The organism is Acinetobacter sp. YH16040_T (assembly GCF_024605785.1).
Classification (GTDB): Bacteria; Pseudomonadota; Gammaproteobacteria; order Pseudomonadales; family Moraxellaceae; genus Acinetobacter; species Acinetobacter amyesii.
The window spans coordinates 1,306,450-1,320,081 of record NZ_CP094541.1 but is presented as its reverse complement, the minus strand read 5'-3'; the positions used below and the strand labels follow the sequence as shown (position 1 = coordinate 1,320,081).

10 protein-coding genes and 1 tRNA gene are annotated in these 13,632 nt (G+C 38.7%); 2 read left to right on the top strand and 9 right to left on the bottom strand.

Annotated features, from left to right (window positions below):
- Positions 1-116 precede the first annotated feature (116 nt).
- The 6 genes from MST16_RS06400 to crp all read right to left on the bottom strand — a co-directional run bounded on the left by MST16_RS06400 (position 117) and on the right by crp (position 8,786).
- Positions 117-1,283 (bottom strand): GNAT family N-acetyltransferase, encoded by a 1,167-nt coding sequence (locus tag MST16_RS06400; RefSeq protein ID WP_180010392.1) that lies wholly within the window; start codon positions 1,281-1,283, stop codon positions 117-119.
- 1 nt (position 1,284) lies between these two features.
- Positions 1,285-2,835 carry a GH3 auxin-responsive promoter family protein gene (locus tag MST16_RS06395; protein ID WP_180010393.1) on the bottom strand — a complete coding sequence of 517 codons (1,551 nt, stop codon included), beginning with the start codon at positions 2,833-2,835 and terminating at the stop codon, positions 1,285-1,287.
- The gene (locus MST16_RS06390) at positions 2,835-3,671 is read right to left on the bottom strand and encodes a hypothetical protein (protein ID WP_306669391.1); all 837 of its coding nucleotides are present in this window, start codon (positions 3,669-3,671) and stop codon (positions 2,835-2,837) included. Before MST16_RS06390 ends, MST16_RS06395 begins: the two co-directional genes overlap by 1 nt.
- 225 nt (positions 3,672-3,896) lie before the next feature.
- The gene (clpB, locus tag MST16_RS06385) at positions 3,897-6,476 is read right to left on the bottom strand and encodes an ATP-dependent chaperone ClpB (RefSeq protein ID WP_180010394.1); all 2,580 of its coding nucleotides are present in this window, start codon (positions 6,474-6,476) and stop codon (positions 3,897-3,899) included.
- Positions 6,477-6,823: 347 nt separating this feature from the next.
- Positions 6,824-7,873, bottom strand: coding sequence for an NADP(H)-dependent aldo-keto reductase (locus MST16_RS06380; RefSeq protein WP_180010395.1), 1,050 nt, complete (start codon positions 7,871-7,873; stop codon positions 6,824-6,826).
- A gap of 202 nt (positions 7,874-8,075) precedes the next feature.
- Positions 8,076-8,786 carry a cAMP-activated global transcriptional regulator CRP gene (gene crp, locus MST16_RS06375; protein ID WP_180004890.1) on the bottom strand — a complete coding sequence of 237 codons (711 nt, stop codon included), beginning with the start codon at positions 8,784-8,786 and terminating at the stop codon, positions 8,076-8,078.
- A 148-nt stretch (positions 8,787-8,934) separates the two neighbouring features.
- Between crp and MST16_RS06370 the strand changes: the two genes are divergently transcribed.
- Both MST16_RS06370 and MST16_RS06365 read left to right on the top strand, forming a co-directional pair.
- Positions 8,935-9,363 carry an OsmC family protein gene (locus tag MST16_RS06370; RefSeq protein ID WP_078191820.1) on the top strand — a complete coding sequence of 143 codons (429 nt, stop codon included), beginning with the start codon at positions 8,935-8,937 and terminating at the stop codon, positions 9,361-9,363.
- A 403-nt stretch (positions 9,364-9,766) separates the two neighbouring features.
- Positions 9,767-10,513: an IS5 family transposase gene (locus tag MST16_RS06365; RefSeq protein WP_180010396.1), complete on the top strand. Its 747-nt coding sequence runs from the start codon at positions 9,767-9,769 to the stop codon at positions 10,511-10,513.
- 86 nt (positions 10,514-10,599) lie between these two features.
- Here MST16_RS06365 and MST16_RS06360 read toward each other — a convergent pair.
- The 3 genes from MST16_RS06360 to MST16_RS06350 all read right to left on the bottom strand — a co-directional run bounded on the left by MST16_RS06360 (position 10,600) and on the right by MST16_RS06350 (position 13,630).
- A tRNA-Val gene (locus MST16_RS06360) sits at positions 10,600-10,676 on the bottom strand.
- A 32-nt stretch (positions 10,677-10,708) separates the two neighbouring features.
- On the bottom strand, positions 10,709-12,721 hold the full coding sequence (locus MST16_RS06355) for a DUF3488 and transglutaminase-like domain-containing protein (protein ID WP_180010397.1): 2,013 nt from the start codon (positions 12,719-12,721) through the stop codon (positions 10,709-10,711).
- Positions 12,722-12,724: 3 nt separating this feature from the next.
- Complete coding sequence (locus MST16_RS06350) at positions 12,725-13,630, bottom strand: DUF58 domain-containing protein (RefSeq protein WP_180010398.1); 906 nt, start codon at positions 13,628-13,630, stop codon at positions 12,725-12,727.
- Positions 13,631-13,632 lie beyond the last annotated feature (2 nt).

Below are 13,632 nucleotides of genomic sequence, written 5' to 3'. Positions count from 1 at the left end.
CTGATTATTCTTTGCGCAGTATACTGAAGAACTCAGTTACATAAGTACACAATTAGAATGATTTTAAATGATTGATTTGGCAGTTTTAATTGATTTTTTGATCGTTATCACTTCCTCTATATACGCCCAACTTCAAAATAACTAATACGTTTACGATCAAAAGCAGCGTATGGATTGGCTTTAAAACTATGAAAATAGTGCTTGGCTTTTAACACATGTGAGGTCGTATTTTTCATCCACTCAATACGTGGGTCCTTCTCTGCCAAAGTAATACAATAGGTTTCTTTACCACGTTGCTTTGTCTGCTGTTTTGCATGAAAAATCAAACTTGCAAATACGTCCAGATGTTCAGGATGACATAGCGGACTATGCAACATTAAATAATCAAAGGTTCCATGAATTTTTGGCAGTGATAAAACACCACGCACACTGGCATAGGCATTATAAAACGGCTTCATCAACTTTAATGAACGCGAATAGTCGATTACGCGGGTTTGTTTAAAACTCTTTTGATTCCATAATCCATAGAGTCCAACCAACTGATTGTGCTGATCATAAATCAAATAAAAATCGTCCAGATTTAAGCCTGCCCAAAATGGATTTTGACCATCAACCAACGCATTAAAATCATAGCTAGGTAAAAAATTATAATGGTCTTTCATTTTTAAAATGAAATCATTTGCTTCATCTACACGTTCAGCAGTCAGCGTTTTAAATTGATATTGATTGAAAGCTTTTGGTTTCACTGCTTGTGAAACAGTAAAGGTTCGGATTTCGTCATAAAAATATGGCAACGGAAAACCTGATCTTTCATGATGTAAAATACTAGCTGCGACAATATTGGCGTTTAAAACTACACTTTCAAAAATCGTATCTTGGGGGATTTCATCATGGACATAGTCCATTAATAAGCGCATGACTTTAGCACCACGATACGCTGGATTCATTCTTAAATCGGCGACATAACGCATCAGGTCAGGCTGACCATTGATATAACAATAACGCCATCCCAAATTCATCATCGCAATTACAATAGTTGGATCATCCACAGGGACAACCACTTTTAAATCTGGTCGATTATACTGTGCATGGCTAGCAGCCAAATAACTCGGGTGACGTTCATAAGATAAGGTAATGCCATTACTTGGCACAGTCTCAGCACTAATTTTCATTAGTTGCTCATCATCTTCTACATTCGCATTTCGAACCGCAAACTTAGTCTCGTTCTTTGAATGATATAGCACCGTTTCGTCGAACGGTGCATCTAACACATCGATATCCATCTCAATACTCAATTATTTTTGTTTTCATTTTCTTAAGCGGTTCAGGCTTAATATTCCCTTCAATCATGCCATTGTTCATGGCTAATGTTTTGTAGTAGTCCCATGCATCTTGTACATGAACTACTTCAGGTTCATCCAACTGCCCTAGATCGCGTGCCAATTCATAATGAAAATTATGTTTAAGCAAACGGTCTAGTGCTTGAGCGGATGGTTGTTTGTCTACATTGCCTTCACTGAGTAAAATATAGTGCGGTTTTTTAACCGAACATTGTTCGATACCCAAGATACTAATCGGCAAATAATCCGCTTGTTTAAACTCTGCAAGAACTTTAACTGCAGCATTGTGGTCGAGCTTTTCTCCGACCAGATCAACCGTCATTTTGCGACCTAAAAAATTGAAACATGGCACTTGCTGATAAAAGTCGGTGACTTCTAATTCATCATCAATCACATAACGAATTAATCCTGAACCTGTCGTGATCACAGGACTAACAATATCGCCTACTTTCAGTTGCCACGATGGCACCACTTTTTGGCTGTCTTGCAAAATAAATTCATAAAAATGTGACTGATAACTTAAGGTAAAACGCTCTGCAAATGGAATCGTCACCACGCCTTCAGTTGCCCATAAACCTTTACCTTCAAATGCCACACCTGCAATTCGTTGCTGGAGTTGTATTGCCCACTGCTCTGCGCTCGCAGTATCCCAACTCGAAACCAGACTGAGTTTAGGCCACAGTTTTTTCCACGCAGTTGCTTGGGTCAAATCCAAGTCTTGTAAGCGATAGCATTGTTGACAAGATTTAGGAACTTGCAGAAAACTCAAACCCTCACGTTGCCATTGTCCAGTTTTTAAGACCTGCACAATTTCAGCTTGATGTTCATGAATGATATCCAACAATTGCAAAGCAAATGTAGGACTCCATACCGAAATCATGCCTAAATGCTTATCTGCAACGAGATACACCGCGGTTGCAAACATGGCATCTTCGGCTGAATTCGCCATCGCAATTTCAGTCGGTACCGATTGGGTAATTTTACTCAGCACTCGCTTCGACAGATTAAGCAGCGCACTGTCATCATTCAAATTACTATTTTCTAAAAGCTTTCGCTGGCTTTCAGGCAACCATGAAACCGACCAATAATGTGTTGAATTTTTCAGTTGTGGATGAGTGCGATATAAATTGGTGAGCCACAACCCAATAGCTTCATCCAATTCATCTAAAAAAGCCTGAGTATAGGGAATGAATTTAATTGCTTCACTCGACCCACTGGTCGGTTGAAACCGTACAATTTTTTCAGGCCCCAAACTATTTTTGCCACTTTGTCTGGATTGTTCAATTTGGCTTTTCCAATTGCTATAACGAGAAAGCGGATACTTTTTGGCAAATTGCTCATAGCTTAAATTTTGCGAAATGTGCTGCTTTAAAAAATGGCTTAATTTTTTACGTTGCACATTTTCTAGCTGATTTGCCTGCTGTGTATAGCGTTGAAACGCTTTGCGGCAGGCAATATTCAAAACTTGATGTGCAGTGGTGAGAAGCAATCCCATTAGGCCACCTTCGAGTCAGAACCTGTCGCAATATGTAATGTACGTGACTTATAACGTAACTTGCTATCATGTTTGCTCACACTGGTGGTCTTGGTTAAGAATCGATTCACATAACGGTATAAATCGCTCCAGCGTAATTCACCAATGCACGGAAGTTCTGTTCCATCGACCCAAGTTGGGTTCTTATCTTCAAAGAAAGCTATCTTGGTATTATTTTCGCGCATTTCATGGGTGATGGGCGCAACATCTGCTTTGAGTGGTTGATAGTCTTCGCCAAAATTCAGCAGACCCGTTTCGTGGTTATAATATTCTGAGAAGTATTCTTTACAGTACGATTCAACAAAGTCTTTGAGATGAGCATTTTTCTCACCATAGTGTGGATAGTAGCTGTAGTAGTTATTGGCTAAGAGCAGATAAGTTTTAAAGCCTTTAGAGATTAAAATCCAATATATAGGTGTTCTTGGATGACGAAATTTAAAACTAATAATATAACGGAACATTGCTCTAGTTAATGCACGATTTCCCCAATACTCTTTCTCAATAATGGTATCTCCACTGAAAAAAGCATGTCGGGCTTTACCATCAACAACAAAGTCACGTTCCATAACCGTCGAAAATCCGACAATTTGATTATTTTTCGGTTCAATAATAAAAAAAACACCGGTTTTTTCTAAGAAGTCGCGTTCAAAAATTTCATAACGGGTATTGGCATAATACTTTTGATAAATACCATACATGCGTTTGAGTTCTTGAACAGTGATGTCACCAGTATGTTTATATAAACTATAAGGTTCTTTTTTGATCTGCCTAAGCAGTTTAAATTCCATCATAATCATAATTTCCTGTTGCCATTCATTCTTGATGAACGCGCGATATTGTTTTTGTTTTACAGAACACAGTCATCTCGTTGGATGCGTGCGGACGTCATATTAGTGGGTGAAAATGATGAAATGCAATCAACTTTACGTATTTAAACGAAAATCACGAAAAGCGTAAAATAAAAAAACCCGGCCTAAACCGGGTTTCTGTTTTTACAACTGAACGTGGCTAATTTGTACCTTTTAATTGAGTTTCATCTTGTCAAAACTTAGGTGATCTCCTTCCGCTTGAACAACAATCGTATCGCCCGGTTGGAACGCGCCTGACAAGATTTTCTGTGCCAGTGTATTTTCAACTTGTTGTTGGATGGCACGTTTTAGAGGACGTGCACCATATACAGGGTCAAAACCAGCATCGATAAGTAACTCAAAGGCACTATCTTCAACTGCCAAACTCATGTCTTTGTCAGCCAAACGTGAACGTAAACGATCCAACTGAATATCTGCAATGCCACGAATTTGCGCTTTTTGTAAAGAATGGAAAACCACCAGCTCATCAATACGGTTCACAAATTCAGGACGGAAATGTTCAGATACAGCAGCCATGACCACAGCACGAACTTCGTCTTTCGACGGGTTTTCACCTAATTCACGAACATCGGTTGAACCTAAGTTCGAGGTCATCACGATTACGGTGTTTTTGAAATCAATCACACGACCTTGCGAGTCAGTTAATCGACCATCATCTAACACTTGAAGCAAGATGTTAAAGACGTCTGGATGGGCTTTTTCAACCTCATCAAACAACACCACACTATAAGGTTTACGACGTACAGCCTCAGTTAATACACCGCCTTCTTCATAGCCCACATAGCCCGGAGGAGCACCCACTAAACGGCTCACCGAATGCTTTTCCATAAACTCTGACATGTCGATACGAATAATCGCATCATCACTGTCAAATAAGAAGTTACCTAGAGCTTTGGTTAACTCAGTTTTACCTACACCTGTTGGCCCAAGGAATAAGAATGAACCACTTGGGCGGTTTGGATCGGATAATCCTGCACGAGAACGACGCACCGCATTTGATACTGCTACGACCGCTTCATCTTGACCGACTACACGGTTATGTAAGAACTCTTCCATGTGTAAGAGTTTTTCACGTTCACCTTGTAGCATTTTTGCAACAGGAATACCTGTAGCTGCACTTACCACTTCAGCGATTTCATTTTCAGTGACTTTGGTACGAATCAGTTTCGGCTCTTCATTCACCTCCGCAATTTCTTCTTCATTCAAGCGTTTTTGCAACTCAGGAATGACTCCATATTGCAAACGGCTCGCTTCTGCTAAATCACCTTCACGTTGTGCTTTTTCAAAGGCAGTACGTGCTTTATCTAACTCAATTTGAGCTTGATTCGTTCCGTCAACCAGACGTTTTTCCGCAATCCACACTTCTTCCAAATCGCTATATTCTTTTTGAACTTCAGCAATTTGTTTATCCAAATGCTCAACTTCAGCCTTCGACACCGAATCCGCATCTTTTTTTACGGCTTCAAGTTGCATTTTTAACTGAATTAAACGGCGGTCTAAACGGTCAAGTGGCTCAGGTTTTGAGTCAATTTCCATTTTGATTCGTGATGCTGCTTCATCAATCAAATCAATGGCTTTATCTGGCAACTGACGGTCTGTGATGTAACGGTGCGACATTTTTGCCGCAGCAATAATTGCAGAGTCTAAAATTTGCACACCATGATGGGTTGCATATTTGTCTTTTAGACCACGTAAAATCGCAATGGTGTCTTCCACGCTCGGTTCATCAACAATCACTTTTTGGAAACGGCGTTCTAATGCCGCATCCTTTTCGATATATTGACGGTACTCATCTAAGGTGGTTGCACCTACACAGCGAAGTTCGCCACGTGCCAACGCAGGTTTAAGCATATTCCCTGCATCCATTGCACCATCACCTTTACCTGCGCCAACAAGCGTATGTAATTCGTCAATGAAGAGAATGATCTCGCCATCATATTTGGCCAAATCTTTTAGAACTGCTTTAAGACGTTCTTCAAATTCACCACGGTATTTTGCACCTGCAAGCAATGAACCAAGGTCGAGTGAAAGTACACGTTTACCTTTCAGACTTTCAGGAACTTCGCCATTGACGATACGCTGTGCTAAGCCCTCAACGATTGCAGTTTTACCCACACCCGGCTCACCAATCAATACCGGGTTGTTTTTACTACGACGCGATAAAACTTGAATGGTACGACGAATCTCTTCGTCACGACCAATAACTGGATCTAACTTACCTTCTAATGCACGTGCATTGAGGTCTAAGGTATATTTGTTGAGTGAATCACGTTGATCTTCGTGGTTATTACTCATGACTTGTTCACCGCCTCGTATTTGTTCAATTGCACTACGTAATTTATCTGTCGTTACGCCTACACTATTTAATAAGGTTTTGGTTTTACCCGTTTCAGCTAAACCGAGAATCACCCAATCTGTAGAAAGAAACTCATCTCCAGCTTTTTGCGCAAAACTATCGGCTAAATTTAGCGCTTTGACTGCTTCAGGATTTAGGTTGATGTCCCCTGTCGGCGTCGCAATGGTGGCGGTATCCTGTAGGGCTTGCTGAAGTTTGGTTTTTAACTCAGGAAGATTAGCACCTGCCTGTTGTAACAAGCTTTGGTTCGAAGGCTCTTCAAGCAATGTCGAAAGAATATGGATTCCTTCAATGGCTGTATGGTCTTTCCCCATTGCTAAAGATTGGGCATCGGATAATGCTTGCTGCAAACGGTTTGTAAATTTTTCGAATCGCATTCTTGTTATTCCTCACAACAAATTCTGTACTTGAAGCATATATGGGAGTCATATTTAAAATTTCAAATACATTTTTTAAATATTTTTCAATGAGTTAATTTTAAGATAAAGATAAATCTCAATTATAATATTGGTATAAATAGAATACTTTTCAAGTCATTTATTGAAGAATTTAGTACTTTATTATATTGTTTAAATACATATGTATTTTTAGGCAATTTTCTTGTCAACTCAACTGACTTTCTGACAATAAAATTCAATGATTTTCCATTTGCTTAAATAATACAAATGTCAAAAAAGCCCACATTTACATGCAGGCTTTTGCTTAATCCACTAAAAAGTTCAGCTTAAGGTGCAGGATTTGGCTGTTGGCGATGAATAGCTTCAATCCCTTTTAAAATGTCTTCTGATAAATTCACCTCAAAAGCATCAATATTTTCTTTCAACTGATCTAGATTTGTCGCACCAATAATTGTACTGGTGACAAAAAATTGCTGCTTAATAAATGCTAGTGCTAACTGTGTCAACGTTAAACCATGCTGTTCAGCCAATTGTGCATATTGTTCTGTTGCCCATTCACTCTCCGCATTTGAATAGCGGCTGAAGCGTGAAAATAGTGTCACTCGAGCATTGGCAGGACGTGCACCATGACGGAATTTACCTGTTAGATAACCAAATGCTAAAGGTGAATATGCCAATAAGCCCACGCCTTCGTAATGTGCAATTTCAGATAAACCGATTTCATAAGTACGATTCAACAAACTATATGGATTTTGCACACTGACAATTTTTTCTAAACCATGCTTTTCTGCAAGTTGTAGGAATTTTAACGTTCCCCATGGCGTTTCATTAGATAGTCCAATTGAGCGAATTCGACCTTTTTTAACCTCATGACTTAAAGCAACTAATGTTTCTTCTAAATTGGTAATAGTTTGCGTACTGTTTGCTTCGGCATTGCCATAACCCAATTTACCGAAAAAGTTGGTTGGACGTTGCGGCCAATGCAACTGGTATAAGTCAAGATAATCTGTTTGTAAGCGCTGAAGAGAATGATCCAGTGCAGACTCAATTTCCGAAGCAATAAATTTAGTTTGCCCGTCACGAATATGACTACCGCCTTGTGACGGTCCTGCAATTTTTGAAGCTAAGATTATTTTATCGCGGCCACCGCGAGCTGCAATCCAGTTACCTATAATAGTTTCAGTCAAACCTTGGGTTTCAGGTTTCGGCGGGACAGGATACATTTCTGCAGTATCCCAAAAGTTAAGACCACGCTCTAAAGCATAATCCAGTTGCTCGAAAGCTTCTGCTTGGGTGTTTTGTTCACCAAACGTCATAGTGCCTAAACAAATTTCTGGAACTAAAATTCCGCTATGTGCCAATGGTTTAAATTGCATGCCGAAAATTCCCTCTTTATTTTAAATATCAATATATAAGTCACGAAGTAGCTTACCTAAGATATCGGCTTTGTTTAAATCATAATTTTCTGTTTATTTGTCAAAAAATGTGAGAAAAGCTTGTTCAGATATAATAGTGAGAAATGAATAGACATAAAAAAAGCAAACCCCTGAGTTTGCTTTTTTTTATTTAGAAGAATGATTATTCTTCGTCGTCAAATTCGTCAGAAGCCAATTGACTTTTATCTTCAAGCGATGCATCAAAAATTAGAATCGCTTTACCATCAGTTTCAATCATGCCTTGCTCTTCAAGTGTTTTTAGAACACGACCAACCATTTCACGGGAACAACCCACGATACGACCAATCTCTTGACGAGTAATACGAATCTGACGACCATTCGGCAAAATCATTGCTTCAGGTTGTGAAGATAAATCAATTAAGCAACGTGCAATTCGACCTGACACGTCAATAAACGCAAGGTCAGTTACTTTACGCGTCGTATTTTTAAGACGGCGTACAAGCTGTGCAAATACCGCATAACTTAAGTCTGGGTATTGTTTACTTAATTCATGAAAGTTTTCATAGGTAATCTCAGCAATTTCACATACATCTCGCGTACGCACTTCTGCAGTACGCTGTGCATTTGCTTCGAATAGACCCATTTCCCCAAAAAAGTCACCCGCATTTAAGTACGCAACCACAATTTCACGCTCATCATCTTCGCGTAAAATGATAGATACTGAACCCTTAAGAATTAAATACAAAGATTTAGATTCTGAGCCCGCATCAATGATTGTTGTACGTTTTGGGTAACGATTAATATATGCACGTTTTAATAATGCCTTCACCGACTCAGGTAACTGCCCCGGAGATAGCGCATCTGTGCTAAGTTGTGAAAAGTTTGAAGTCATGCTAACAGTTTCCGAATATGGATAATTTATAGATCGCACAAGACCTAAAGTGAACTTGTCACACGTAAGAGTTGAAATTCCTTATCAACTCAATTTATGTTAGTGTACAGGTACTGCGTAAATTTATAGCTTTTTTTAGGGACTTGCAATGCAAACTAGTGTTCATTGGCTAGAGAATGTTGCTTTTGAAGCAAAAACTCAAAGTGGTCACACTGTTATGATGGATGGATCACAAGAATATGGCGGTGAAAACCGTGGTCCGCGCCCAATGGAACTGATTTTAACAGGACTTGGTGGTTGTGCATCTTTCGATATTGTGACGATTTTAAAGAAAGCACGCCAAGACATTACCGATGTTCGTTGTGAATTAAATGCAGAACGTGCCGACACTATTCCTGCTGTATTCACTAAAATTCATTTGCACTTTGTAGTCACTGGTCATGGCGTGAAGGAAAAGCAAGTTGCAAAAGCGGTTGAACTTTCTGCTGAAAAATACTGTTCTGCTAGTAAAATGCTGATGGATGGTGGTGTAGAAATTACCCATGACTTCGAAATTTTAGAAACTGAAGATGCATAATTTATTTGTTCAATTAAGAGCCTCATAGAATGCGGCTTTTTTGTTTCAAATAATCCGCTATAGCATACATTGTATAAAGCACTGCTATATAGTCATAAACGCAGAAATATGAGCCAAAGAAGTTTGGCTTAATCACTTAAACAATCAATATCCAAATTGATGTATTTGCACATAGATGCATTTACACCCAATTCCATCTCATGATGATTTTACGACTCAATCCATATGAATCTATTCAAGCCAAATACGATTGAAAACGATTGCGAAGAACACCTTACATATAAGTAGATTTGATTTAACTATAGTCTTAATAACACTTTAATTAGGGTGTGTTGACACTTTTAGCTTAAAAAAATAGCGAAGTAGTAAAATCAAATCGCCAAACCCAATTTTACTATTCGCTATGCCTCGTACCATGCTGACAGATCAACACTGGCAAAAGTTGAAAGTTATTCTGCGTAATTTATCCATTCACCACAACTCAAATTTACGCAATTTTATTGAAGCTATTCTCTATAGAATTAGAACAGGCTGTCCGTGGCGAGATATTCCTTCTTGTTTTGGTCATTCAAACTCTATTTTCAAACGTTTTAATCGTTGGTCAAGCAGCGGTAAGTTACTTAGATTATTCAAATTACTAGCCTCATGCCCCGATATGGAGTGGATTTTTATTGATGGCTCTCATGTACGTGCTCATCAACATTCTGCCGGCATATCGAATCAATCTATTTCTAAAAGTGTAGGAGGAAACTCCTCAAAAATACATTTGATTGTTGATGCACATGGCAATCCTATTGATTTCATGATTACCGATGGAACCACACATGATGTTAAAGTTGCACCTGATTTAATATCAACATTAGATTTAAAAGAGACAAAAGTGGTATGCGCAGATAAAGGCTATGATTCAGAATCACTGCGTGAACAGATCAGGAAAACAAGGACTAAAGCGAATATACCAAGGAAAACGAATAGCCAATCGAACAATGACCATATGGACTGGTATTTATATAAAATCAGGCATTTAGTTGAAAATATGTTTTGCAGATTAAAGGAATTTAGAGGAATAGCTACTCGATATGACAAGCTCAAAAGGAATTATCAAAGTTCTGTTGCTTTAGCCTGTATATTTTTATGGCTACCTTTATAGGGTTAATTATGAACAGTAAATGTCAACAGACCCTAATAATTTCAGATAAAAAAAAGCAGAATCATTTTGATTCTGCTTTTTGAATTTGGTAGGTTTAACCAGATTCGAACTGGTGACCTCTACGATGTCAACGTAGCGCTCTAACCAACTGAGCTATAAACCTAGAATGCGTAGAATCATATTCATTTTTATTTTTTATGACAAGCCCTTTTCTGAGTTTTTTAAACTTTGCGTACAAGTTTTAAGCAAAGCCTTAAAATATTGAATATCATGAGAACTTAGCGCGGTACCTACATAAATTTCCTGCTCAAATAACGTAATAACTTGTTCAAATGCCGCCCTTTCCTGTTCAGGTATATTTTCAGCCAAACGTTGTAACCAATGCCTAAAACTTTCTGAAGCCACTTTTTGCTGGCTCAAGGGTAAATTCTTTGCGAAATTGGTAATTTCTCTTTCAAGAGGGCTTAAACTTTTTCTTTTTTCCCACAAAATCCATATAAAATATAATGCTACAATGCCACCAATACTCAAAATAAGAATTAAAACACCTGCATAAGCAGAATTTGTACCGAGCTTTTTAAACCATTGTTGTTGTGATTCTGCATTGTAACCCACCACTTTGCTCTGCCATTGGTAACTCGCATAATCACTCCATACACGGACTTTTTTCAACATCGAAAATTGTTGATAGGCCCAAGTCGACTGCTGTCTCCCAAAAATTGTCCGATCTTGTTCCATATAATCCTGCATCCCACCATCGATACGCTGAGGTGCGATCATGGCTGTAGGATCAATTCGACGCCAATGTTGATTGACATAAACCTCTGTCCACGCATGTGCATCGAGCTGACGAACCTCCCAACTTTTTCCATCTGGTGCTAATTGACCACCTTGATATCCCACAACAATACGCGATGGAACACCCACATAGCGCATCAACATTGCAAAACTCGATGCAAAATGTTCGCAAAACCCCTTTCTTGATCCAAATAAAAAATCATCTATCCGATTTTGCCCCAATACACCTGGGCTTAAGGTATATGCAAAGCGATTTTGTTTATACCATTGCAAAACTTCGGCAATATAACGCTCAGGATTTTGACGACTTCGCTGCCATAAAGTTTGGGCCAATTGTTGTGATTGAACATCCAAGTTTTCAACATAGCGAGTGTTTAATTTTTCAAGTAAAGCTACATTTTTTATTTGAGGAGGTTCTGCACTTCCTAACCATTTCAGTTGAATCGGCTCTGTACGTGCTGTTAATCGGTAGGGTGTAATTCGACCATCTTGACCTAATGCAAAACGTGCTTCATTGGGAACGGATTGCTCCAACGACATAATCCACATCACACTTGGGTCGGCAGCCAAATATTGATAATTCAATGTCCGCTTGGGTTTTAAATCAGCTGGATTCAGCTGTATAACGTTCTGGTTAAAAAAATGACTAGTCCATTTAGAACCATCATATTCATCTAATGCCATCGCCCGCCAATACAGCTCTGTACGTGTTGGCAAGGCTTGAATATCACCAATTATACGAAAAGCCAAACTACTCGACTGTGATAACTCAGCAATATCGCCCGGAGACATGTTGTCACTGATTCCCGTTGTGGCTTTATTTTCAGGAATAGGAATATGCCATAGCGGCGGCAGGCGTGGAAAAAAGAGAAACAGCAAGATAAAGAATGGAACAGCTAAGGCAATAAATTTACCCACATGCCCAATATCTTGTTTAATCGCCTGTATTTCACCGCCTGAGTTTTGGCTAAAACCAACGGTCTGTAAACGATATAATCCAATAAAGCAGCTCAACAACGCCAATAAAATAACCAATGCCATGGCAAAAGACTGGCTAAACAAAAAGCTACTGGCAATCACAAACATCGCAAAGTTAAATAAAATAATTACATCACGACGTGTTTTTGTTTCTAAAGATTTAGCAAATAAAAATGTACTGAGTACTGCAACCCCTGCATCAACACCAATAAAGGTTTTATGGCTTATATAAATGCTAAATAATGCTGTCAATGTCAGCACATAGGTTAAAATTTTAGAAAATGGTTTTTTAGTTGCGCGGGTATTGTGTAATAAAATAAGCCAAATGACTAAAAATACTAATGATGTCACCACTGGTATATAAAGCATTTGCGCAATGAGCAACAAAGCTAAAGTGAGTAGTATGGAGCGGCGTATGGTATTTTCAATCATAAATCAAGCCTGCGCCAATAACCGTTTAGCTTCGGAAAAATGCAGTGCTCCAGTGCCTGATGCTAACTCAGCATTAGGTAAATACAGTGCATATTGATCGTGATTTTGCTCAGCCTGCTCGACCAAACCCATCATAAGACTAAGTTTTTCTTCATGACTTTGAGCTGGCATATAGTGATAATGAATCTCCAATTTCTTTAGATCTTCATATTGTTCAAAGACTTTCACATATAAGCCTTGTCCTCGTGCTGCTTGTTTCCAAGACACCGCATGAAGTGAATCCCCCGTCTGAAAACTCCGTAATTCGCGAAATTCATCAAGATCAGGTTCAAAATTTTGCTGTTGTTGCTTATTTTCAACGGAATGCAAACTGGCTTGAGGTGCAACCCACGCGGGGTGTTGTGCATACAAATACGTCCAGGCCCGAACCAAACCAAAAGGATAAACACTATAAATTTGTATTGGCGGAATCTGAAAAACACCGCGTTGGCTGGTTGTAAAATTTAATTGAAAGCATTGCTGTTGCGTATTGAACAGTAATTTATGTAGCTGATTTTCTGTTTTAATCCACAAATATCGCGCCTGTTCAACCTCTTGTTTAAAATAAATTTCGACCGAAAGTAATTCCCCAGCTTGCGGGATATCAACAACATTTATTTGAATCTGCAACGCATGAAGCTGTTTAAAAGTAATATAGAAACTAATACACAATACGGCGCTAATTAAAAAGCAAAATCCTAAAATCAAGTTATTGGCATAATTCACACCTGCAATAAAGGTGATGAAAATTAACACCAAATACAAGTAGCCTTGCTGATAGATAAAGATCAATACATCTTTTTGAGTCAGCTGCTTGTGCTGATCGATTTTAAATCGACGTTCAATCCATTGCTGCCACATTGAAGCCAAGG

Coding starts and splice junctions, on each gene's coding strand:
- MST16_RS06365 (WP_180010396.1), top strand. CDS start 9,767: ATGCCTCGTACCATGCTGACAGATCAACACTGGCAAAAGTTGAAAGTT.
- crp (WP_180004890.1), bottom strand. CDS start 8,786: ATGACTTCAAACTTTTCACAACTTAGCACAGATGCGCTATCTCCGGGG.
- MST16_RS06390 (WP_306669391.1), bottom strand. CDS start 3,671: ATGATTATGATGGAATTTAAACTGCTTAGGCAGATCAAAAAAGAACCT.
- MST16_RS06395 (WP_180010393.1), bottom strand. CDS start 2,835: ATGGGATTGCTTCTCACCACTGCACATCAAGTTTTGAATATTGCCTGC.
- clpB (WP_180010394.1), bottom strand. CDS start 6,476: ATGCGATTCGAAAAATTTACAAACCGTTTGCAGCAAGCATTATCCGAT.
- MST16_RS06370 (WP_078191820.1), top strand. CDS start 8,935: ATGCAAACTAGTGTTCATTGGCTAGAGAATGTTGCTTTTGAAGCAAAA.
- MST16_RS06400 (WP_180010392.1), bottom strand. CDS start 1,283: ATGGATATCGATGTGTTAGATGCACCGTTCGACGAAACGGTGCTATAT.
- MST16_RS06355 (WP_180010397.1), bottom strand. CDS start 12,721: ATGATTGAAAATACCATACGCCGCTCCATACTACTCACTTTAGCTTTG.
- MST16_RS06380 (WP_180010395.1), bottom strand. CDS start 7,873: ATGCAATTTAAACCATTGGCACATAGCGGAATTTTAGTTCCAGAAATT.